We start from the raw sequence: 20814 nt of genomic DNA on the forward strand, positions 1-20814 counted from the left end.
GCCATCACGCCGGCCGCCTTTCATCGAACGGCACCGCAAGGTCCAAAAAGCGTTTTTCAGCCAGCGACAGATGCCGCGCCTTATGGTGCAAAATCTGAAATGACCGGGGCGGCAGATCGTAGCTTATCTTGCGCAAACTTCCCGCATCAAGCGATGCTTGTACCACCAGCGACGACAGAATGGTTGCCCCCGCACCCGCCTCGACAGCGGCGCGGACCGCCTCATTCGTGGGCAACTCCAGCGCGATTTCAACCGCATCAATGGTAATTCCCTGCTGTGCCAGCGCCTCCTCAAACACTGCGCGTGTTCCTGACCCCGGTTCGCGCGTCACCCAGACACTGCCGCCAAGCGCCGCTGCGCCGCGTGGCGGGTGCTGTTCCCAAGGATGCCCCGGCGCCACCACCAGAACCAGATCATCCCCCGGCAGCGCGCGCGTCCATAGCGTGGGATCCGTAATCTGCCCTTCGACAAAGCCCAGATCGACAGTGGCGGCATGCACCATCCGGGCCACCGCCTCGGTATTGGCAACATCAAGGCTCAGCGCAAAACCGGGGTATGAGGCACGAAACTGCTGCATCAGCGCCGGAAGCCAGTAATTGGCCACAGTCTGACTGGCCGCCAACCGCAATGAGCCACGCTTTAGCCCCGCCAGATCGCCCAACAGGCGTTCGGCCTGATCGGCACGCGCCAAAACCGCCCGCGCTTCATCCACAAACAGCCGCCCCGCCTCGGTTAAAACGATACGCCGCCCGACCCGGTCAAACAGGCGGACGGCGTGGCGATCTTCCAGCGCGGCAATCGCGGCGCTCGTGGCACTTTGCGTCAGATTAAGCACCGCCGCCGCCTGCGTGACATGTTCACGCTCAGCGACGGCGATAAAGATGCGAAGCTGTTCTAGCGTCATACCAACAACAAAACCAGACCCAGGCTGAAAAGGGAAATGAAAACCCACGCACTGGCCCCCAAAAGCGCAGGACGAAGCCCCTTGGCCGCCAGTTTGCGGACGTCCGTTTCCAACCCCATCGCAGCCAGTGCGGTCGCCAACAGGAACTGGGTCAGCGCAGTTGTGGGGGCATGGGTTTCGAGTGGCATCCAACCGGTGCTGGCCAACCCGACCATAGCGACAAAGCCCAACACGAACCATGGCACCGGGGGGGCAGCATGTGCGGCCGCCGATCCCTCGCGGCGCAGTCGGCGTGCAGCCGTCCAACCCAGCATCAGCACCATCGGCGCCAGCATCATCACACGGGTCAGCTTGGCAATCGTGCCGAATTCGCCCGCTTCTTGCCCGCGCGCATAGGCTGCGGCCACAACTTGCGCCACCTCGTGGATCGAGGAACCGGTCCACAGGCCAAAGGCATGCGGCCCCATCGCCAGAAAGCCCCCGGCCAGCGGCATCAGCATCATGGAAAGCGACCCAAAGATCGTAACGCAAGCCACCGCGTAGGCCACATCCTCATCATGCGCACGGGTCACGGTGTTGGTTGCGATCACCGCAGAGGCACCACAGATCGAACTGCCCGCAGCGATCAGCTGGCTCAGCCCCGGATCAACCCGCAACAAACGGCCCAACCAGGTGGTAAAGGTGAACGTGGCCAGTAGCGTGGCCACAATCAGCGCCACCCCGGTGCCACCAACCGCAACAACCTGCTGCACCGTCAACTGCAGCCCCAACAGCACGATCCCCGCCCGCAGCACACGCTTCAGGCTAAAGGAAACGCCCGCTTTGGCGCGTTTCGGCGTGCCGATAAGATTGTGAAACACCATCCCCAGCAAAATCGCCAGGATCAGCGGGCTGATCGCACCAAGCCCCGGCACCAGCCGCAACCCAAACGCCGCCACGGCGATCAGCGCCGCAAGCGCAAGCCCAGGCAGAACCCCGCCAGCTCGCGTCCAGAAATGCACCCCTCTGCCACCGCTATCTACTGCCATATTGGTTTCAGCCAGTTCCATCTGCGCGTTCCTTCGCTATCCGATAACAGGAAGATACGCGTCTGAAATACATCAATCCAACGAATAGTTTTAATCCAATCAATCGTAAATATCGAATGATCAGGCAACTGGCGCCCTATTCTCACCGCGTTGTGCCTGCGCAATGTGACAGGCAACGCAAGAGGGGCCCGGCTGCATCAGCGGGCCCCCTGCGGTCAGAATAAGATACCGTTTTCAGCCCTTTACCGGCACCATAATCACATCGCGCGGCAAATCTGACAGGACCTCTGCGCCCTCTGCGCGCATGATCACAATCTCTTCCAGCCGCAGACCAAACTCGCCTTCCAGATAGATCCCCGGCTCGATCGAAAAGACCATGCCTTCCTCAAGCACAGTATCGGCGGTGGCGGTGATATAGGGTTCTTCGTGGATGTCGATGCCCAGCCCGTGGCCAGTGCGGTGCAGGAAACGCGGGCCAAAGCCAGCCTCGGTGATGACCCCGCGCGCGGCCGCATCAATGGCGCTGGCCTTGACGCCGGGCTTGGCGGCGGCAAGGGCCGCCTCGACGGCGCGGTTCACGATGGTGTGGATTTCAGCGTAGCGGGCGGGCGGCGTGCCAAAGGCACCAACGCGGGTCATGTCGCTCGGATAGCCATCCTTGCGCCCGCCAATATCAATCAACACGGCGCTATCACGCGTCAGCCGGGTCTGGCCGGTGTGGTGGTGCGGAAACGCCCCGTTGGGGCCAAAACACACGCTTAAAAACTGGGTCTCGGCACCATTGTCGCGGTAGTGTTGCGCAACAACGGCGGCGACCTCGGCCTCGGTGATGCCTTCGCGCAGGGCGGCAAAGCCGGCCCTCATCGCGCCGTCATTGATAACCGCGTTTTCCTTGAGGATTTCATATTCCTCGGCGTCCTTGCGCGACCGCAGATACCCCAGCGTGTCAGAAAGAAAGCTGCGGCGGGTGACGTTCAGATGATCCAGCAGCAGCAACGCAAAATCGGCGCGCATCGTTTCATCCAGGGCAACAGCGACCGCACCCCCGGCACCGGCCTCGGTCAAAAGACCTTTCAGCGCCGCCTTCGGACCCACATCATCCGCCCAGGTAACAAAGGGCAGATCGGTTTTGGGGCGCTGGCTGTCAGCGTTCAGCGCGGGCATCAAAAACCCCGCATAGGTCTGGGTCACGATCTGCATCACCGGGCGTTCATCACCATGCGGCGACAACCCCGAAGCCCAGGTCATGTTCGAGGTCGGGCCAAGCGCCACAAGGTCGGTGCCGGTCGTTTTCATCCGGGCGCGCAGGGCGGCCAGGCGGTGGGAATAGTCTGCCATGTTATCACCAAATTTACCGCAAAGCGGTCAGGGTTGCAGGGGGGCGCCAATACCAGCGGCGCGGCGGCGCGCAGTGCGCGCGCGGATACTTTCAAGATCGGTCACCGGGGTAGCGGCAAAAAGCGTGCGCGTATAGCTGTGCTGGGGCGCGCCGAATACATCGTCGCGCGACCCGTATTCGACGACCTCGCCCTTATACATCACCATCACCTCATCTGCGATATAGCGCACCACCGACAGATCATGGCTGATGAACACATAGGTCAGGTCAAACTCGGTCTGAAGATCGGCCAAAAGGTTCAACACCTGCGCCTGAACCGATAGATCCAGCGCTGAAACCGGCTCATCCAGCACCAAAAGGCGCGGGTTGACCATCAGCGCGCGCGCAATTGCCAGACGTTGGCGCTGCCCCCCCGAGAACATATGCGGATAGCGGTTGAAGTGCTCGGGCATCAGCCCGACCTTGACCAGCATCGCCATAGCCTTTTCGCGCCGCTCTGCCGCAGTGTCAGCCGTGTTGAGGATCAACGGCTCCATCAGCATATCGCCAACCTTCTGACGCGGGTTAAGCGAGCCGTAGGGGTTTTGAAACACGATCTGAACCTTGCGGCGCAATTCGGGCGTCAGTTTTTGATGGGCGATGTTGATCGCCTCCCCGTCCAACAGCAGCTCGCCATCGGTGGCCGGGTCGATCAGCGTGATGATCCGCGCAAGCGTGGATTTGCCGCAACCGCTTTCACCCACAATCGCCAGCGTCTTGCCCTTTTCAACGGTAAAGCTGATGCCCGACAACGCGCGCACCGCCCCCGCCTTGCGAAACATGCCGCCCTGCACCGCATAATCGCGAATGATGCCGCGCGCTTCCAGAACCGGAGTGGTCATTTTGCCCCCCCGATCTGGTTGTTTTCGGCCGCCATCGCGTCAAAATCGACAAAATCCGATACCGTAGGCAGCCGATCGCCCGTGGCATTTTCCGGCAGTGCCGACAAAAGCGCACGGGTATAGGGGTTTGAGGGGCTTTCAAACAGCGTCAGCACATCCGCCTCTTCCATCTTTCGGCCCTTGTATTTGACAATCACCCGATCAGCGGTTTCCGCCACCACGCCCATGTCATGGGTGATCATGATCATTCCCATGCCGGTTTCCTCTTGCAGGGCCATCAGCAGGTCCAGAATCTGCTTTTGGATCGTCACATCCAGCGCGGTCGTGGGTTCGTCCGCGATCAGCAGCTTTGGCTTGCAGGCAATCGCAATGGCGATCATCACCCGCTGGCACTGGCCGCCCGACATCTGATGCGGATAGGACCCTAGCCGATCTTGCGGGTTGGGGATGCCGACCGCCCCGAAAAGTTCAACCGCACGGTCGCGCGCAGCACTGCGGCCAAGCCCCAGATGCGTGCGCAAAACCTCTTCGATCTGATAGCCGACGGTGAAACAGGGGTTCAGGCTGGCAATCGGCTCTTGAAAGATCATCGAGATTTCGCGGCCGATCACACTGCGACGCTCTTTCGCGCCCATCTTTTGCAGATCGTGGCCGGCAAAACGCATCACATCGGCGGTGATATGCGCCGATTTCGGCAACAGCCCCATCGTCGCCAGCATTGACACCGATTTGCCAGAGCCACTTTCTCCGACGATCGCCAGAACCTCGCGTTCATGTACCGTCAGATCGAGGCCCTTGACCGCCTGAAAAAGGCCCGCATTGGTTTCGAACCCAACAGTAAGATTGCGGATTTCCAAGAGTGGGGTCATCGGTTAGCTCCGCTTCAGTTTCGGGTCCAGCGCATCACGCAGCCCGTCGCCCACCAGATTGATCGCCAGAACCGTGATCAGAATGGCCAGGCCGGGGAAGGTGACTACCCACCACGCGCGCAAGATGAATTCGCGCGCCTCGGCCAGCATCGTGCCCCACTCGGGCGTGGGCGGCTGCGCACCCATCCCCAGAAAGCCAAGCGCCGCCGCATCCAGCACCGCATTTGAAAATGACAGCGTGCCCTGCACGATCAGCGGCGCAAGGCAATTGGGCAGGATCGTGCGAAACATCAGCCGCACCCGCCCGGCCCCGGCCACGCGCGCGGCCATGACATATTCCTTGTTCCGTTCTGCCATCACAGCGGCGCGGGTCAGCCGGGCAAAATGCGGCTGCAAGACAATGGCGATAGCGATCATCGCGTTCATCAGTCCCGGCCCAAGTATCGCCACCATCACCAACGCCAAAAGCAGCGACGGAAACGCCAGAACCACGTCCATCACCCGCATGATCACCGCATCGACCCAACCGCCGAAAAACCCTGCGACCAGCCCCAGAATGATACCGCCAAACAGCGCGATGCTGACCACGACCACCCCGATGAACAGCGATTGCTGCGCGCCATACATCAACCGCGACAGCATATCGCGGCCGACCGCATCGGTTCCCAGAATGAACTGGCTGGTGCCGCCCTCTTGCCACATCGGGGGCACCAGAAATGCGCCCCGGTTTTGCGCAGTCGGGCTATGCGGTGCGATATAAGGCGCCAGCAGCGCCAGCAGCACCAGCCCGACGAAGACCCAAAGCCCGATGACCGCACCACGGTTTTCGCTGAAATAGAACCAGAATTCGGCAAACGCACGGCGGCGCGCAGACAAGGCTGAGGTGTTTGTTGTTTCGGTCATGAGCCCCTCACGAATGCCGGATGCGCGGATTGATCAACCCATAAAGCAGATCTACCACCAGATTGACGGTCATCACCACCGCTGCCATCAACAAAAGCCCCCCCTGCACCGAGGGGTAATCGCGCCGCGAAATGGAATCGATCATCCATTTTCCGATGCCGGGCCAGGAAAAGATTGTCTCGGTCAGAATCGCGCCCGCCATCAGCACCCCGACCTGAAGCCCGATCGTGGTAATCACCGGGATCAGCGCATTGCGCAGCGCGTGAATGCCCACCACCCGAAACGGCGACATGCCCTTGGCGCGGGCGGTACGAACGTAATCTTCGCTCAGCACCTCCAACATGGCCGATCGCGACTGACGCGCTATCACCGCCATCGGGATCGTCGCCAGCACGATCGAGGGCAGTATCAGATGGCGCAACGCCGAGCTTAGCGCCCCCTTCTGCCCCGAGGCAATCGCATCATAAATCATGAACCCGGTGCCCTTGGGGAAGAAATACAAAAGGTCGATCCGGCCCGAAACCGGGGTCCATTTCAAAATGCCGGAAAACAGGATGATCAGCAAAAGCCCCCACCAGAAAATAGGCATTGAATACCCGATCAGCGCAGCCCCCATCGACACCTGATCAAAGGCGCTGCCACGCTTGATCGCGGCAAAAACCCCTAGCGGAATCCCGATCATCGTTGCCAGGATCACGGCGCAAACGCCAAGCTCGATTGTCGCGGGGAACAGGGTCAGAAACTCGGCCAGAACCGGTTTCTTGGTGGTCAGCGACAGGCCGAAATCCCCGTGAAACAGATTGTTCAGAAAATCGAAATACTGCACCCAGATCGGCCGATCATAGCCTAGTTGCGCTGTCAGTTCAGCATGGCGTTCAACGGAAATACCGCGCTCGCCTGCCATCAGCAGCACCGGATCGCCGGGCAATAGGCGCACAAAGCCAAAGGCCACGATGGTGATGCCGATAAAAGTGGGCACCAGATAGGCAATCTTGCCAAACAGGAATTTTAACATCTGCCCCTCGAATGATTATGGGCGCGCCGTGGGCCAGCCCCGGCGCGCCCGCGTGTCATTTCTGTCACTTAGTCAGCGAGGTCAACCCCCGTAAAGTTATGGGTGCCCAGCGGGTCCATGATATAGCCCGATACCTTGTTCGACATTGGCATGAACACGGTCGAGTGCGCAAGCGTCGCCCAAGGGTTCTGCTCTTTGAACACGACTTGCGCCTGTTCATAAAGCTTTACACGCTCTTCATGGTCGGCGGTGATCTTGGCTTTCTGGATCAGATCGTCAAAGTCCTTGTTGCACCACTGCGCACGGTTTGCCCCGCCATCACCGGTTGCCGCGCAACCCAAAAGAACCGCAAGGAAGTTGTCCGGGTCGCCGTTATCACCCGTCCACCCCAGAATCACCGCACCTTTACGCGCCGGATCGGTTGATTTTGCCAGATACTCGCCCCATTCATAGGACACGATCTCAACCTTGACGCCGATCTTGCCCAAATCTTCTTGCAGCATTTCGGCCGTCCGGCGTGCGTTGGGCATATAGGGGCGCTGCACCGGCATTGCCCAGATTTCCATGCTCAGATCCTTGACGCCGGCATCTTCCAGCATCTTCTTGGCCGCTTCCGGGTCATAGGGGGTGTCGACGACAGCGTCGTTATAGCCCCACATAGTTGGCGGAATCGGGTTTTTGGCCACTTGGCCGGTGCCTTGGAACACGGCATCCACGATCGCCTGCTTGTTCATCGCCATGTTCAGCGCGGTGCGCACCTCGGGCTTGTCAAACGGCGCGACGGTGGTGTTATAGGCCAGATAGGCCACATTCAGCCCGGCCTGTTCCATCACGGTCAGGTTCGAATCGGCTTTCAGCGCGTCAAGATCCGCAGGCGACGGGTACGGCATGATCTGGCATTCGCCAGCTTGCAGTTTTTGCATCCTTACGGCCGGATCGGTCGTGATCGCAAAGACCAGATCATCAATCTTTTCGCGGCCTTTCCAATATTCATCATGCGCCTGATAGCGGATCACCGCGTCTTTCTGATAGGCGACGAATTTGAAAGGCCCGGTGCCCACAGGCGCGTTGTTCAGGTCTTCCATCCTGCCCGCCGCTTGCAACTGGTCGGCATATTCCTTGGAAACGATCGAGGCAAAGCTCATCGCGACGTTGGCCAGGAACGGCGCTTCCGCGCGGGTCAGGACAAATTTCACCGTCAGATCGTCGATCTTCTGGATTTCCTTGATCACTTCGGGCATTTCCATGCCATTGTAATACTCGTAGGAAATTCCTGGGATATACTGGTTCCACGGGTCGCTTTCGTCACCCTGACGCAGGAACGAAAAGATCACGTCATCGGCGTTGAAGTCACGCGTCGGGGTGAAATAATCGGTGGTGTGGAACTTTACCCCCGGACGCAGCTTGAATGTATATTCCAACCCATCTGCCGAGATCTCATAGCTTTCGGCAAGTGCGGGGATCACATTGGTGGTCCCCAGATCGAATTCCACCAGCCGGTTGTAAAGCGCCTTGCCCGAGGCATCGAGCGTGGTGCCAGCCGTGTAAGGGGCGGCATCAAACCCTTCGGGCGACCCTTCCGAACAATAGACCAGGGTTTTGGATTGGGCAGCACCTGCGGCGATCAACGCCAGCGACGATACCGCCAGAAGACGGGTGAGTTTCATGAAATTACCTCCGGTTGGGACCGCGACTGTTTGCACGGCATAGTCATTGCTTACGCACTGCCCTAGATCAAAAAGCCTGAACCAGATAATTGCAAGCCCCCGATCAACCAAGTTGCCCTGACGTCGCACAAACTGACACCAGAACCGCGCAATCTGCCGGTGTCATCCGGCGAAATGATGTTTGCCGACGTTCTGTCAAAGCAAACGGCCAAACGGCCTTCAACCCTGACATTATCATTTTTTTTCAGACAGTTGCGAAGCTATTGATATTTGTTACATGAACCCGGGCAGGCTAACCAACAGTGGCGCAGTCACGCAGCCCCAGGCGGATCAGCTCTGCCCCTTTGATGCGGTAATAGCCGCCAACCTTGCTGCGCCCCTTTTTCAGATACCACTTGGCCAACGGCGCGGGGTAATGCGCCGCAATCACCTGCGACCAGTATTCGAAATCGCGCGCCGACAGCTTTTGCCCGTAATGGGTCGGCCCGTGAAAGCCGAATGTGGTGCGCGCATCAACGCAGGTCTTTGGCAGCGCCAGATAAAGCGTGCACGATGACAGACAGACCTGCCCCCTAATCTCGACCGCGCGCCCCGATGCCCGCAGCGCAGCCACCTCGGCCACGCGCGCTGAAACCAGGCCACCGCGGTCATTGCGCACCACCAAAGCCAAGGAAACCGACCTCTCACCCGCAGCCCGCGCCCCAAAATTCCCACCTTGCGCCTGCACCACCGCCGGGGCAAGCAGCGTAATCACCACGGAAAAAAGCCCCCATGCCAAAGGCACAAGCCGCATACACCAGATTATCATGAGTCCACCCGAAAGGATCGTGGCTGCCTTCTGGCGGCGGATCGGCGCCCTGCGCGCCGCCTGTCATTTAAGGCGGGACAGCCTTAAAGGCGCGTTACCGGGTGCCATATCCAATACGGTCTAATAGCGGGCATTTTCGTAAAATCAGGTAAAAACCGGGGTCAGCCCCAAAGAGCGGCAAGAATGGCGTCCAGCCCATCGGTCAGCGCGGCGGGGCCGGGTTGCAAGATCAGCGGCGATTTTATCTCATGGATACGCCCGTTGGCGACCGCCGGGATCGCCCCCCAACCGGGGCGCGCGGCTATCCGTTCGGGGCGCAGTTTCTTGCCACACCATGAGCCCAGAATGATGTCGGGCGCGGCGCTGATCACCGCGCTTTGCGGCACGATCCGGCCTTGCGCCTTGCCCTCACGGCTTAGCCCGTCAAACACGTCCTGCCCGCCCGCGATACTGATCAGCTCCGACACCCAGCGGATGCCGGAAATCAGCGGCTCGTCCCATTCCTCAAACCAGACCCGCGGGCGATTGGGGCGCGGCACCGCGGCCACCTGTGCCAGACGCGCCTCAAACCCGGCGGCCAGTGCCTCGGCCTTGGCAACCTGCCCGACCAGCGCGCCCAGGGTGCGGATCATCGCCATGATCCCGGCAATATCGCGTTGATTAAAGGCGTGAACGGCCACGCCCTCGCGCACCAGGTCGGCCACAATCTGCGCCTGAAGATCGGAAAACGTCAACACAAGGTCCGGCTTCAACGCAAGGATCTTGGGCAGATCGGCACTGGTAAAGGCCGAAACGCGCGGCTTTTCGCGCCGCACCCGCGCCGGGCGCACGGCATAACCCGAAACCCCCACAATCCGGTCTTCCTCGCCCAAAAGATAAAGCGTTTCAACGGTTTCTTCGGTCAGGCAGATGATACGTTCGGGCGGGTAAGCCATCAGAAATCTCCCAATGTCGTCAGGGGTTGAAATACCGGGCCATCCGGGGTCTGGGCGAAATGCGCGCGGATATGGAACACCTCGGCCAGCAGGTCCGGCGTCAGCACCCCATCGGGCGCACCGTCCGCCACAAGGCGCCCCCGGTGCATCACCCAAAGCCGCGTGCAGTGACGCGCGGCAAGGCCCAGATCATGCAGGCTGGCCACCACCGCGCCCCCCGCGGCGGCATGGGCGGCAAAGACCCGCATCGTGGCAATCTGCGCGGCTGGGTCCAACCCCGCCGTCGGCTCGTCAGCCAGCAGCAAAGGCGCCTCTTGGGCGAGCGTGCGGGCAATCAGCACGCGCGCCTGTTCCCCCCCCGAAAGCTGCGTGGCGCTGCGGCTGCGGTAGCTTTGCAGGCCCATCTGTGTCAGCGCATCCTCAACCGCGCAGCCCCCCTGCCCGCCATGCGGCAACCGCCCCAACGCCACCACCTCCTCGACGCGCATCCCCCAGGCAATCTCGCGCGATTGCGGCAGCCAGGCGGCGGCACGGGCGCGCGCATCAGCCCCCAGAACCGCCAGCGACGAATGCCCTTCACGCGGCAAAAGCCCCAAAGCACCGCGCAATAGCGAGGTTTTGCCCGCCCCGTTCGGCCCCAAAAGCCCGATGAATTCACCGGCGCGGATCGACAGGCTGACCCCCTCGACGACCGGGCATTGGCCCCGCCGCACGGTCAAATCTTGCAGTGTAAGCAGGCTCATTCGCCGTTCCTTCCCAAGCGCCGGATCAGGTGCAAAAAGAACGGCGCCCCAACCAGCGCCGTCAGAACACCCAGCTTCAGGTCACGCTCCGGCGCGATCAGCCGCGTGGCGATATCGGCGCAGAGCAGCATCGCCGCCCCCCCCAGCGCCGAGGCCGGCAGCAACCGCGATGGCCGCGACCCAACCGCGCGGCGCAACAGATGCGGCACCACCAGCCCGACAAAGCCCACCGCCCCCGCAACCGCCGTCGCAGCCCCCACCAGAAACGCGCTGCCGATGATGACCCCCAGCCGCAGCCGCCGCAGCGAAATCCCCAAGGACGCCGCCGCATCCTCACCCAGCGTCAGCGCATCGAGCCCCCGGCCCAGCCGCAGCACGATCACCGCCCCCAACGCCAGAAACGGCGCCGCCAGCGCCACATGCGTCAGCGACCGGTCAGAAAGCGACCCCATCATCCAGAACACGATTTCCGCGGCCGCATAGGGGCTGGGCGCAAGGTTCAGCACCAAGGCCGTCAACGCCCCCGCCAGCGCAGAAACCGCAATCCCCGCCAGAATAAGCGTCAGCGCCCGGCCCCCCGGCCCCGCCAACACCAGGATCAGCGCCACCGCCACACCTGCCCCCGCCAAAGCGGCCAGCGGCAGCGCCAGTGCAAAGGCAGCATAAGCGCCGGTTTGAATGGCGATCACCGCCCCAAGTGCCGCACTTGCCGAAGTGCCGATCAACCCCGGTTCGGCCAAAGGGTTGCGCAAGAACCCCTGCATCGCCGCCCCCGAAAGCCCCAGCGCCGCCCCGATCATCAGCCCCAGCACCGCGCGCGGCAGCCGAAGCTCACGCATGACCAATCCGGCGGCACCCTCGCCACTGATCAGCGCGCGCAGCCCCTCGGCCCAGCCAATCCCCGCCGGGCCAATCAGCAGCGACGCAAACGTCAGCGCCACCACCAACACGACCAAAGCCCACAAAAGCATGCGGTAACTCATGCCGGGCATCCTTGCGCGGTCTTGTTGATGTGCGACATGAAATATACGCGGCAATTCATTGTTTGCCCTTTATTTTTTCAGATTCAATCTGTCGCCCCACGGCGGCCAGATCGGCAACCGCCTCCAGCATCGCCGGCGCGCCACATACCCAACGCGCATCGCGCAAACCCTGCACACGCGGCAGCGCGGCAAGCGCGGGGTGGTGCAAGATCTCTTGCGCGCGGCTTTCCCCTTTTGGCACGTTTACTTCGGCCCCGGCGATTACCAGATCGGGGGCCTCCATCACCAACCGCTCCAGCGACATCCGCCCGCCCCGTTCCAGCCCCGGCCCCGAGACGACATTCGCAAACCCCGCCAGCGACAGGATCTGCCCTTCCAGCGTGGCCGGCCCATAGCCATAACCGCCCGCGCCGTAAACCGCAGCCCGCGGCGCCGTTGCCGGGCGTTTGATTGCCGCCAAGGCGGCATCGAACCCGGCCAGCACCTCGGCGGCCCGCGCCTCGCGGCCCAGCACCTCGCCCATGCGGCTGATCCGGCGCCGGATTTCCTCAACCGAGACGCCGGGCGGGAACTGTTCAACCGGCACCCCAAGGCGGCGCAACATCCCCACCGTGGCAGGCGAGGACCAGACATCGGCCAGCACCAGATCCGGCCGCAGCATATAAATCTCTTCCGCGCGGCCATGGTTGAGCGCATAGCCCCGCGCCTGACTGGCTAGCGCCGACATCTGCGGATCGGTCGCAAAATGCGACAGCGACACCACCTGCCCCGGCGCCGCGATCAGCAGTGCCAACTGATCCGTGCAGACATTCATCGACACCACGCGCGCAGGTATGTCGCGCGCGTGGCTGGGGGCGGCAGCAAAGAATGCCGCCGCGCAAAGGGTGGCGCACAGCAGATTTCGGCGCCCCCCCTGCGGGCGCTTAGAACGCCGCACGAAGCCCGACATAGACTGCCCGGTCAGACGTGCCATACCCCGGCCATAGCTGATACTGCTCATCGGTCAGGTTCTCGACCCGCAAGTAGGCCTCGGTCCGGTCATTGATCGTATACCCAAAGGATGCGTTCAGCACCGTATAGTCGGGCAACGTCTGACGGTCCGCCACATGGCGCAGCGTGACACTTCCCACCAGCTTTTCCGTAATGTCGGCATCCAGCCCCAGCGCGAGCTGATGGCGGCCAAAGCCTGCGTTCCAGCTGCTGCCTGCGCTCAGGATCGGGTTCGAGGCATCCGTATAGGTATAGGCTGCGGTGTATCCGATCCGGCCTGTAATCCGGCCCTCGGCCTCCAGCTCCACCCCTTGGCGACGGGTCTTGCCGGGGATCTGGGTATAGCCGCCACCCACATAGTCAATCAGATCATCCGTATCGACGCGGAACAATGTGGCCCGAAGGGCGCCATTCGTCAGCTTCTTTTCGATTCCCAGATCAATGTTGCGCGATTCCTCGGGGGTCAGATCAGGATTGCCTGCAAAGCCATCATAAAGCTCATACCCCGAGGGCGCGCGGAAACCCGTTCCAAAAGCGCCACGCAGGATCAAATCGTCGCGCAACGCCCAGGTTGCGGCCACCCGGCCCGTCGTCTGCCCGCCAAAGCGCGAATTGTCGTCGTGGCGCAAGGATGCGATCAGATCCACCCCCGCCATGGGCGTAAATGCGTATTCCCCGAAGGCACCCGTAATGCCATTTGTCACGCGACCGGCCACATAGGTGCCCTCATAGGTCTCAATCTTGCGGTCCAATCCGAAACTCAACCGCCCGGCCCCCAGATCGGTGCTCGCCTTCCATTCCAGCGACCGGCGCGACCCGTCATAGTCAGCGGGACCGAAGGCCGAGGTATAATAGCGATAAGTGGTAAAATATGTGACGCCGATTTCATGGGCGATCCGCCCGGTGTCGAACTGCGCAAAAATACGCGCGCCACGTTCGCGGTGGTCGGTGGTGTCAAAGTTGTCGCTGGGCACACCAAAGCCGTTGTCGATATCGGACGTGTCGTTTTGCGCAAACCCCGAAAAGCCCAGAACGAGGCCAGCGCCGAACCGGCGTTCAGCGTGAACGGCAAGGCGCGTGGCCTCATAGCCATCAGCCTCGGTGTTGCCGGCGTTTTCATCTGCGGCGGAAAAGCCGTCAGTGCGGATGTGGCTCAAGGTAAAGCCGATATCCGTGTCGGCAGTCTTGTGCCCAAAGGTCCAGGCACCGGCGGCGCTATTCATGCTGCCCGCCTCCAGGGTCAGCTGATGATGGTTTCCCTCATCGGTCAGGCGCGGCGCATCAAGGCTGATGACGCCACCGATTGCCTGCCCGCCATGCACCGCAGATTGCGAACCGCGCAGCACCTCTACACGGCCAAAATCAAGCGATGAGAGGCGACCGAAATCATAGGCAAGCTGCGGGGCAGAGGGGTCGCTGACATCAATCCCATCGACCAGAACCTTGATATAGTTCTGGCTTACCCCGCGAATGGTCAGCCCGGTCTGGGTACCGATCGGGCCGCGCGACAGCACGCCGACACCCGGCAGACGGGCCAGAACCTCGGTCATCCGGACCTCGCCGGTGCGGGCAATGTCGTCTGCGGTCAGGACCGAAACGGCAGCCGCCGTGCGCTCAACGCTGCGCGGCTCTTGTGCGCCGGTCACCACAATATCATCCAACTGCACGACATCTTGCGCCTGCGCCGGGGTTGCGAGGGCAGTGCTGGCCAGCAGCATTAGGGTGAGGGTCTGAACACCTCTGGTCATTCAATCAATCCTTCGATGTTTCCACACAGTGCGGAAACGCATATGATTATGCCTTTGGAAAGATTGCCTTTCCGCCGACGGTGCATATCACCTCAAGCGGAAATCCGCCCCCCTGCGCACCCCGCGCAGCGGAAAAGAGTGATCACCTCGGCAGGTCTCCTGGCTTGCGGGTCGTCGCTTTGGCTGACCTTCCCGGACCTGGGTCCAGTGGTATTCACAGCCATTGCTCGCCGCTTACAGTTGCGGGGGCAGCCCCGGCGTAGGCGTCTTGCAACGCGGCACCGGATTCCCTTTTCATCCCCCCCTTACGGGGAAGAACCGAAGTGCGACCGGCATCGCACTCGGGCGACCGCCCGTCAAGCCCCTATGGGGCCGCGCACGATAAATGCAGCTATTGTGCCCTGCGGTTGAAGCGTAACGATGACAGCATTGAAAGACCAATGAACCCCGCCCCCAAAAGCCCGGTAACCATTTCAGGAATCGGCCAAAGGGTTTGCGCAAACATGATCCCCGACAAGATCAGGATCGACCAGAAAGCCCCGTGTTCAAGATAGCGAAACTGCGCCAGCGTATTGCGTTCCACCAACATGATCGTCATCGACCGCACATACATCGCCCCGATCCCAAGCCCGATGGCGATCAAGAACAGGTTTTGCGTCAAGGCAAAGGCCCCGATCACCCCGTCAAAGCTGAATGAGGCATCCAACACCTCAAGGTAAAGAAAGCCGCCAAGACCGGCTTTTGCCGCCAGATCCAGCGTTGCGGCGCGCCGGTCAACGATATGGCCCAGCACCTCGACCGCCAGAAAGGTCAACAGTCCCGAAAGGGCAGCGAAAAGGAAGGCGGCCTCTTCATGCACAGGCAGCGCGACCGTAAAGCCAAGCATCACCGCCAGAACCAGCGCAATTTCAAGGCCCCGAACACTGGCACAGCGGCGCAGCTGGCATTCCAGTGCGGCGATCCAATCCACCTCTTTGGCCTCGTCGATAAAGTAACGCAGCGCGACCATCATCAAGAACGCCCCGCCAAAGGCCGCGATGGAAAGATGCGCCTCACCGATGATCTGGGCATATTCCGCGGGCTGGGTAGCGGCCAGATGGATCGCTGTCAGCGGGCCGATGCCAGCCGCGATAACCACGATCAACAGGGGAAACAGCACGCGCATCCCGAACACCGCAATAAGAATGCCCCAGGTCAGAAAGCGGTGCTGCCAAACCGGCGTCATCGTCTTTAGCTTGTTGGCATTCACAATGGCATTGTCGAAAGAAAGCGAGATTTCCAGAATTGCCAAAACAAAAGCAATCAGAAAAAAGCTGATCGCACCACCAAGGTTGCCCGTAAAATACCAACCCAGCCAGAAGGCCAAAATCAACGCCAGCACGGTGACGAAAAAGGCCCAGCGAAAGTAGTGCAATGCTGCGGTCATTCGATATCTCCGGTCTGTGCCGTCTGTTGGCAGATAGGTAGCCCGGATGCATGGCGCAAGGCCAAGGCACGGGCAACCGCCCCGTGTCGTGGTTCCGGTGCAACACGTCATTCAGCGCGCCCGCACGGTTTTGTGCGGTGGCCTAGCGCGCTGCCTTCTTTTCCCAGCGGCCGCTTTCCTCGCTCCAGTATTCGGCGGGCGCACCGGCGGCGGTCAGGCTGCGCCATTGGCCGCGCGCGTGGTCAAGCGCGGCGGGGTTGTTGCCGTCAAACAGCAGCCACACACGCTCATGACTGGCCACCTCAGCGGCGCTGACCCCGGCCCCGTCCAGTGACATGATCGCCTGCGCCGGCGGATTCAAGGGGGCCGCGTCCGGGGTTGCGACGGTCAGCAAAACCGGCTGGCGCGCATCCTGCGGGCCGCCTGCACGGCCATGCGGCAAAAAGCTTTCCTCGGCCCCCAGCCACAGACGCTGATCGAACCAATCCATCCGCTCGGCCGAGGTGCCGCGCAGCTCTACCCGCCAACCGGCCGCCAATGCGCGGGTCAGCAGCACCGGCACCACGGCGTCGGCGGGCGACCGGGTCAGGTGGTAAAACAGCGCGGTGCCCATTCAGCCCGCCCTTCAGCCCGCTTCGAACTGATCGCGGATCAGCCGGTCCAGCGCCCGCACGCCCCAGCCGGTCGCGCCTTTCGGGGCAAAGGGGCTATCAGCGGTCAACAAGGCGACGCCGGCGATATCCAGATGCGCCCAGGGCGTTTCGGGTTTGACAAACCGGCCCAGAAACTGCGCCGCCGTGACCGAGCCCGCCTCGCGCCCGACCGAGTTGCGCATATCGGCCACCCGCGATTTGAGCATCTTGTCATAGGCCTCACCCATCGGCATCCGCCAGGCGCCCTCACCCTCGGCCTCGGCGGCGCGCAGGAAATTGTTGGCCAGCGCGTCGTTGTTGGAAAAGACACCGGCGTTTTCATGCCCCAGGGCCACGATGATCGCCCCGGTCAGGGTGGCAAGGTTGATCATCGCGGCGGGTTTGAAACGCTCTTGCGTATACCAAAGCACATCGGCCAGCACGAGCCGCCCCTCGGCGTCGGTGTTGATCACCTCGATCGTGTCACCCTTCATTGATCGCACCACGTCGCCGGGGCGTTGTGCCTTGCCGTCGGGCATGTTTTCCACCAGCCCGACAACGCCCACCACATTGGCCCGCGCCTTGCGCAGCGCCAGCGTGCGCATCACCCCGGCCACAACGGCCGCACCGCCCATGTCCATGGTCATGTCTTCCATCCCCGCCGCGGGTTTGATGGAAATGCCGCCGGTGTCAAACACCACACCCTTGCCGACGAGCGCAAAGGGGGCGGCGTCAGCTTCGCCCCCCTGCCAGCGCATCACCACCACCTTCGAGGGGCTTTCAGACCCCTGCCCCACCCCCAAAAGCGCGCCCATGCCCAGCTTGATCAGGTCCGGCTCTTCCAGAATCTCGACATCCAGACCCAGTTCGTGCATCGCGCCAAGGCGCGCGGCGAAATCGTCGGTGGTCAGGATATTGGCCGGCTCATTGACCAGATCGCGGGTGAAAAACACGCCTTCGGCCAATGCGGCCATCGGGCGGGCCGAGGCGGCCACCGCTTCGGGGTCTGTCACCATGAAGTTGACCGCACCCGGCTGCGGCCCGGCATCGGTTTTATGCGGCACGAAATCATAGGCCCGCAGCGCCAGCCCCAGCGAAATATCAGCCGCGCGGGAATGGCCCTCGGCCAGCACCAGCGCGCCCGCCGCCCCAAGGCTGCGCCCCACCGCAGCGCCGGCCTTGCGCGCCGCCTCAACATCGGCGCGGCGCGGCAGGCGGATCAGTTGCACCGCCTCGCAGGCCAATCCGGTGGGCCAGCCAAGCTCTAACGCCTCACCCGGTTTCAACTTGGCCGCCCCGTCCGAGCCGAGCGCCCGGACCAGCGCGCCGCGCATCAACCGGTCAAGCCGCCGCGCCCCAGCCGACAGCTTTGCCCCCGGCTCGACGAACACAGCAATGCGGCCCGTCGCGCTGGCCAGCGCGTCAAGGTCGGTTTCGCGAAATTGGATAGCAACAGGATGGCTCATGGCGGTCTCCGGCAAAGGGCATTGAACGGGCGTGGCCAGCCCGGCACCGGGTGCGGCGGGCAGCTTTGCGCCGAACCCTAGCGCGCAGATGCGAAAATGAAAAGCCACCCCGCCCGAAAGCCTTTCCCCCCGGCCCTTGCCGCGTTAAGGAAGGGGAACAACCCTTCGGAAGGATGCCCAGCCTTGTCCAGACTGGACCGATATATGCTGTCACAACTGATGGGGCTGTTCGGCTTTTTCGCGCTTGTGCTGGTCTCGGTCTATTGGGTCAACCGGGCCGTGCTGCTGTTTGACCGCCTCATCTCTGACGGCCAGACCGCGCTTGTGGTGCTGGAGTTCACGGCGCTGACGCTGCCCTATGTGATCCGGGTGGTGCTGCCGGTCGCGGCATTTGCGGCTACGGTCTATGCGGTCAACCGGCTGACCACGGAATCTGAAATGGTGGTGATGCAGGCAACAGGGTTTTCACCCTGGCGTCTGGCGCGACCGGTGGCGGTGTTCGGGGTAATCGTGGCACTGCTGATGACTGTTCTTGTGCATGTTCTGGTGCCCGCCTCGCGCGCGCAACTGGCCGATCGGCAGGCGCAGGTTGCCAAGAACGTCACCGCACGCTTTTTGACCGAGGGCGCCTTCATGCATCCCGCACCGGGGGTGACGGTCTACATCCGCGAAATCTCCGCCCGGGGCGAGCTGCTGGACATCTACCTTTCCGATAGCCGGGGGGCTGCCGCGCAAACCACTTATACTGCGGAAAAGGCATTGATCGTAAAGGCCGATTCCGGGCCCAAGCTGATCATGTTCGAAGGCCAGGCGCAAACCCTGCGCAACTCTGACGGGCGGCTGGCACAGACGCGGTTTGCCAATTTCACCTATGACATCGGTGGCTTGATCAGCCCCGAGGGCCGGGCGCGCCGCAACTGGAACGAGCTGTCAACAGCCGCGCTGATCGCCGCCACCCCAGAGGTTCTGGCCCTGACCGGTGGCACCGCAACCCAAGCGTGGCTAGAGGTAAACGAGCGCATCGCGCAACCCCTGATGGCGCCGGTAGCGGCGCTTTTGGGCTTTGCCGCGCTGATGCTGGGGGGGTTCAGCCGTTTTGGCATCTGGCGGCAGATCCTGTTTGCCATCGTGGCGCTGATCGCCGTGCAGTTCATGTCAAACGCGGCGGCCGATGTGACCCAAGGCAAGCCAGACCTGTGGTCGCTGATTTATCTGCCCGCGATCCTGGGGGCCATCGGCGCAGGCACGATGCTTTGGTGGGCGGCCAGGCCGCGCCGGCTGCCAAAGGCGCGCGCGACCGCCCACCTTGGCCGGGGTCCCACACCCGAAGGGGGCGCCGCATGACCCTGTGGTTCTATATCGCGCGGCGGTTTTTGCGGTCATTTCTGATGGTGATGGCCATATTCTTCTGCATTCTCTTTCTGATCGACATGGTCGAGCAGATTCGCCGTTTTGACGCTGACCAACTGGGCCTTGGCGGCGCTGCATTGCTGGCCGCGCTGGGGATGCCCGGGGCGCTTTATACGATTTTGCCGCTGATCATGGTCTTGGCGGCGGTGACGCTGTTTTTGGGCCTTGCGCGCAGTTCAGAGCTGGTGGTGATCCGGGCCTCGGGGCGCTCGGCGCTGGCGATGCTGATTGCGCCTGTGACAACGGCGCTGGTTCTGGGAGCATTGGCGGTTGCGGTGGGCAACCCGCTGGTCGCCGCCACAGACAAACGGGCCGAAGAGCTGTCTGCCCGGTTTCGTGCCGGCGAGGCGCAAGCGGTCTCGATCGGCCGCGAGGGGGTCTGGCTGCGGCAAGGCGGCGGGCTGGCTGCGAGCGACACCCCCAACGGGCATGACGCAACCCAAGCCGTGATCCGCGCGGCACGCGGCAATCAGGACGCAACCGTGCTTTATGACGTGACATTCCTGATCTTTGCCCCCGGCAAGGGGCCGATCCGGCGCATTTTTGCCAAAGAGGCACGGCTGGGTGCGGGCAAATGGGTGCTGACCGACGTCAAGGACTGGCCGCTTGCAACAGCGGGCAACCCAGAGCGCGAGGCGACGCACAGCGCCAGCCTGACGCTGCCATCGGATTTGACGGCAGATCGAATTCGCGATGGTTTCGGCGCGCCCTCAGCAGTGTCGATCTGGGCGCTGCCCGACTTTATCGCCGGGTTGCAGCGGGCAGGCTTTTCAACGCGCAGGCACATGGTCTGGTTGCAGATGGAGTTGGCATTGCCCTTCGTTCTGGCGGCCATGGTGCTGATCGCGGCGGGGTTCACGATGCGCCATGCGCGGTTCGGGCGCACCGGGCAGATGGTGCTTTTGGCGCTGGCGGCAGGGCTGGGGGTGTTCTTTTTACGCAATGTGGCGCAGGTATTGGGCGATAATGGCCAAATTCCGGTGATGCTGGCCGCCTGGGCCCCGCCGGGGATTGCGCTGATGCTGTCAATTGCGTTGTTATTGCATCTGGAGGATGGCTGATGCGGG

General features: G+C 62.2%; 19 protein-coding genes and 1 riboswitch. Of the genes, 2 read left to right on the forward strand and 17 right to left on the reverse strand.

All coding sequences use genetic code 11. The features are described 5' to 3' along the window. Positions 1-4: 4 nt before the first annotated feature. The 17 genes from ACM62R_RS06665 to ACM62R_RS06745 all read right to left on the reverse strand — a co-directional run bounded on the left by ACM62R_RS06665 (position 5) and on the right by ACM62R_RS06745 (position 18337). A complete protein-coding gene (locus tag ACM62R_RS06665) occupies positions 5-904 on the reverse strand; it encodes a LysR family transcriptional regulator (RefSeq protein ID WP_415183272.1) in 900 nt (299 codons plus the stop codon). Then, a complete protein-coding gene (locus tag ACM62R_RS06670; RefSeq protein WP_415183273.1) occupies positions 901-1953 on the reverse strand; it encodes a YeiH family protein in 1053 nt (350 codons plus the stop codon). The genes ACM62R_RS06665 and ACM62R_RS06670 overlap by 4 nt, the downstream gene beginning before the upstream one ends. Before the next feature lie 213 nt (positions 1954-2166). After that, positions 2167-3270 (reverse strand): M24 family metallopeptidase, encoded by a 1104-nt coding sequence (locus ACM62R_RS06675; protein ID WP_415183274.1) that lies wholly within the window; start codon positions 3268-3270, stop codon positions 2167-2169. Between the two features lie 27 nt (positions 3271-3297). Continuing rightward, on the reverse strand, positions 3298-4152 hold the full coding sequence (locus ACM62R_RS06680; protein WP_415183275.1) for a dipeptide ABC transporter ATP-binding protein: 855 nt from the start codon (positions 4150-4152) through the stop codon (positions 3298-3300). Continuing rightward, complete coding sequence (locus ACM62R_RS06685) at positions 4149-5021, reverse strand: ABC transporter ATP-binding protein (RefSeq protein ID WP_415183276.1); 873 nt, start codon at positions 5019-5021, stop codon at positions 4149-4151. The genes ACM62R_RS06680 and ACM62R_RS06685 overlap by 4 nt, the downstream gene beginning before the upstream one ends. 3 nt (positions 5022-5024) lie before the next feature. Next, the gene (locus tag ACM62R_RS06690) at positions 5025-5924 is read right to left on the reverse strand and encodes an ABC transporter permease subunit (protein WP_415183277.1); all 900 of its coding nucleotides are present in this window, start codon (positions 5922-5924) and stop codon (positions 5025-5027) included. A gap of 7 nt (positions 5925-5931) precedes the next feature. Then, positions 5932-6939, reverse strand: a complete 1008-nt coding sequence (locus tag ACM62R_RS06695; RefSeq protein ID WP_415183278.1) for an ABC transporter permease subunit — start codon at positions 6937-6939, stop codon at positions 5932-5934. Positions 6940-7007: 68 nt separating this feature from the next. Then, on the reverse strand, positions 7008-8606 hold the full coding sequence (locus ACM62R_RS06700; RefSeq protein WP_415183279.1) for an ABC transporter substrate-binding protein: 1599 nt from the start codon (positions 8604-8606) through the stop codon (positions 7008-7010). A 292-nt stretch (positions 8607-8898) separates the two neighbouring features. Beyond that, positions 8899-9414: a hypothetical protein gene (locus ACM62R_RS06705; protein ID WP_415183280.1), complete on the reverse strand. Its 516-nt coding sequence runs from the start codon at positions 9412-9414 to the stop codon at positions 8899-8901. A gap of 161 nt (positions 9415-9575) precedes the next feature. After that, complete coding sequence (locus ACM62R_RS06710) at positions 9576-10349, reverse strand: cobalamin-binding protein (RefSeq protein ID WP_415183281.1); 774 nt, start codon at positions 10347-10349, stop codon at positions 9576-9578. Then, entirely contained in the window at positions 10349-11092 is a 744-nt protein-coding gene (locus ACM62R_RS06715) for an ABC transporter ATP-binding protein (RefSeq protein WP_415183282.1), read from the reverse strand. The genes ACM62R_RS06710 and ACM62R_RS06715 overlap by 1 nt, the downstream gene beginning before the upstream one ends. After that, positions 11089-12075: a FecCD family ABC transporter permease gene (locus ACM62R_RS06720; protein WP_415183283.1), complete on the reverse strand. Its 987-nt coding sequence runs from the start codon at positions 12073-12075 to the stop codon at positions 11089-11091. The genes ACM62R_RS06715 and ACM62R_RS06720 overlap by 4 nt, the downstream gene beginning before the upstream one ends. Positions 12076-12130: 55 nt before the next feature. Continuing rightward, positions 12131-13012 (reverse strand): ABC transporter substrate-binding protein, encoded by an 882-nt coding sequence (locus ACM62R_RS06725; protein WP_415183284.1) that lies wholly within the window; start codon positions 13010-13012, stop codon positions 12131-12133. Further along, the gene (locus tag ACM62R_RS06730; protein WP_415183285.1) at positions 12999-14813 is read right to left on the reverse strand and encodes a TonB-dependent receptor plug domain-containing protein; all 1815 of its coding nucleotides are present in this window, start codon (positions 14811-14813) and stop codon (positions 12999-13001) included. The genes ACM62R_RS06725 and ACM62R_RS06730 overlap by 14 nt, the downstream gene beginning before the upstream one ends. Positions 14814-14944: 131 nt before the next feature. After that, positions 14945-15151: riboswitch (cobalamin riboswitch) on the reverse strand. Positions 15152-15204: 53 nt separating this feature from the next. Further along, complete coding sequence (locus ACM62R_RS06735; protein ID WP_415183286.1) at positions 15205-16239, reverse strand: DUF475 domain-containing protein; 1035 nt, start codon at positions 16237-16239, stop codon at positions 15205-15207. Positions 16240-16381: 142 nt separating this feature from the next. Beyond that, positions 16382-16852 carry a DNA polymerase III subunit chi gene (locus tag ACM62R_RS06740; RefSeq protein WP_415183287.1) on the reverse strand — a complete coding sequence of 157 codons (471 nt, stop codon included), beginning with the start codon at positions 16850-16852 and terminating at the stop codon, positions 16382-16384. A 12-nt stretch (positions 16853-16864) separates the two neighbouring features. Further along, positions 16865-18337 carry a leucyl aminopeptidase gene (locus tag ACM62R_RS06745; protein ID WP_415183288.1) on the reverse strand — a complete coding sequence of 491 codons (1473 nt, stop codon included), beginning with the start codon at positions 18335-18337 and terminating at the stop codon, positions 16865-16867. 183 nt (positions 18338-18520) lie between these two features. Here ACM62R_RS06745 and lptF point away from each other — a divergent pair, with 183 nt between their 5' ends. Both lptF and lptG read left to right on the forward strand, forming a co-directional pair. Further along, the gene (gene lptF, locus ACM62R_RS06750) at positions 18521-19681 is read left to right on the forward strand and encodes an LPS export ABC transporter permease LptF (RefSeq protein ID WP_415183289.1); all 1161 of its coding nucleotides are present in this window, start codon (positions 18521-18523) and stop codon (positions 19679-19681) included. Next, on the forward strand, positions 19678-20808 hold the full coding sequence (gene lptG, locus ACM62R_RS06755) for an LPS export ABC transporter permease LptG (RefSeq protein WP_415183290.1): 1131 nt from the start codon (positions 19678-19680) through the stop codon (positions 20806-20808). Before lptF ends, lptG begins: the two co-directional genes overlap by 4 nt. Positions 20809-20814 lie beyond the last annotated feature (6 nt).

Origin of the sequence: Phaeovulum sp., from assembly GCF_047638075.1 — a bacterium.
In the GTDB taxonomy this organism is placed as follows: Bacteria; Pseudomonadota; Alphaproteobacteria; order Rhodobacterales; family Rhodobacteraceae; genus UBA6197.

Coding starts and splice junctions, on each gene's coding strand:
- ACM62R_RS06665 (WP_415183272.1), bottom strand. CDS start 904: ATGACGCTAGAACAGCTTCGCATCTTTATCGCCGTCGCTGAGCGTGAA.
- ACM62R_RS06670 (WP_415183273.1), bottom strand. CDS start 1,953: ATGGAACTGGCTGAAACCAATATGGCAGTAGATAGCGGTGGCAGAGGG.
- ACM62R_RS06675 (WP_415183274.1), bottom strand. CDS start 3,270: ATGGCAGACTATTCCCACCGCCTGGCCGCCCTGCGCGCCCGGATGAAA.
- ACM62R_RS06680 (WP_415183275.1), bottom strand. CDS start 4,152: ATGACCACTCCGGTTCTGGAAGCGCGCGGCATCATTCGCGATTATGCG.
- ACM62R_RS06685 (WP_415183276.1), bottom strand. CDS start 5,021: ATGACCCCACTCTTGGAAATCCGCAATCTTACTGTTGGGTTCGAAACC.
- ACM62R_RS06690 (WP_415183277.1), bottom strand. CDS start 5,924: ATGACCGAAACAACAAACACCTCAGCCTTGTCTGCGCGCCGCCGTGCG.
- ACM62R_RS06695 (WP_415183278.1), bottom strand. CDS start 6,939: ATGTTAAAATTCCTGTTTGGCAAGATTGCCTATCTGGTGCCCACTTTT.
- ACM62R_RS06700 (WP_415183279.1), bottom strand. CDS start 8,606: ATGAAACTCACCCGTCTTCTGGCGGTATCGTCGCTGGCGTTGATCGCC.
- ACM62R_RS06705 (WP_415183280.1), bottom strand. CDS start 9,414: ATGATAATCTGGTGTATGCGGCTTGTGCCTTTGGCATGGGGGCTTTTT.
- ACM62R_RS06710 (WP_415183281.1), bottom strand. CDS start 10,349: ATGGCTTACCCGCCCGAACGTATCATCTGCCTGACCGAAGAAACCGTT.
- ACM62R_RS06715 (WP_415183282.1), bottom strand. CDS start 11,092: ATGAGCCTGCTTACACTGCAAGATTTGACCGTGCGGCGGGGCCAATGC.
- ACM62R_RS06720 (WP_415183283.1), bottom strand. CDS start 12,075: ATGAGTTACCGCATGCTTTTGTGGGCTTTGGTCGTGTTGGTGGTGGCG.
- ACM62R_RS06730 (WP_415183285.1), bottom strand. CDS start 14,813: ATGACCAGAGGTGTTCAGACCCTCACCCTAATGCTGCTGGCCAGCACT.
- ACM62R_RS06735 (WP_415183286.1), bottom strand. CDS start 16,239: ATGACCGCAGCATTGCACTACTTTCGCTGGGCCTTTTTCGTCACCGTG.
- ACM62R_RS06740 (WP_415183287.1), bottom strand. CDS start 16,852: ATGGGCACCGCGCTGTTTTACCACCTGACCCGGTCGCCCGCCGACGCC.
- ACM62R_RS06745 (WP_415183288.1), bottom strand. CDS start 18,337: ATGAGCCATCCTGTTGCTATCCAATTTCGCGAAACCGACCTTGACGCG.
- lptG (WP_415183290.1), top strand. CDS start 19,678: ATGACCCTGTGGTTCTATATCGCGCGGCGGTTTTTGCGGTCATTTCTG.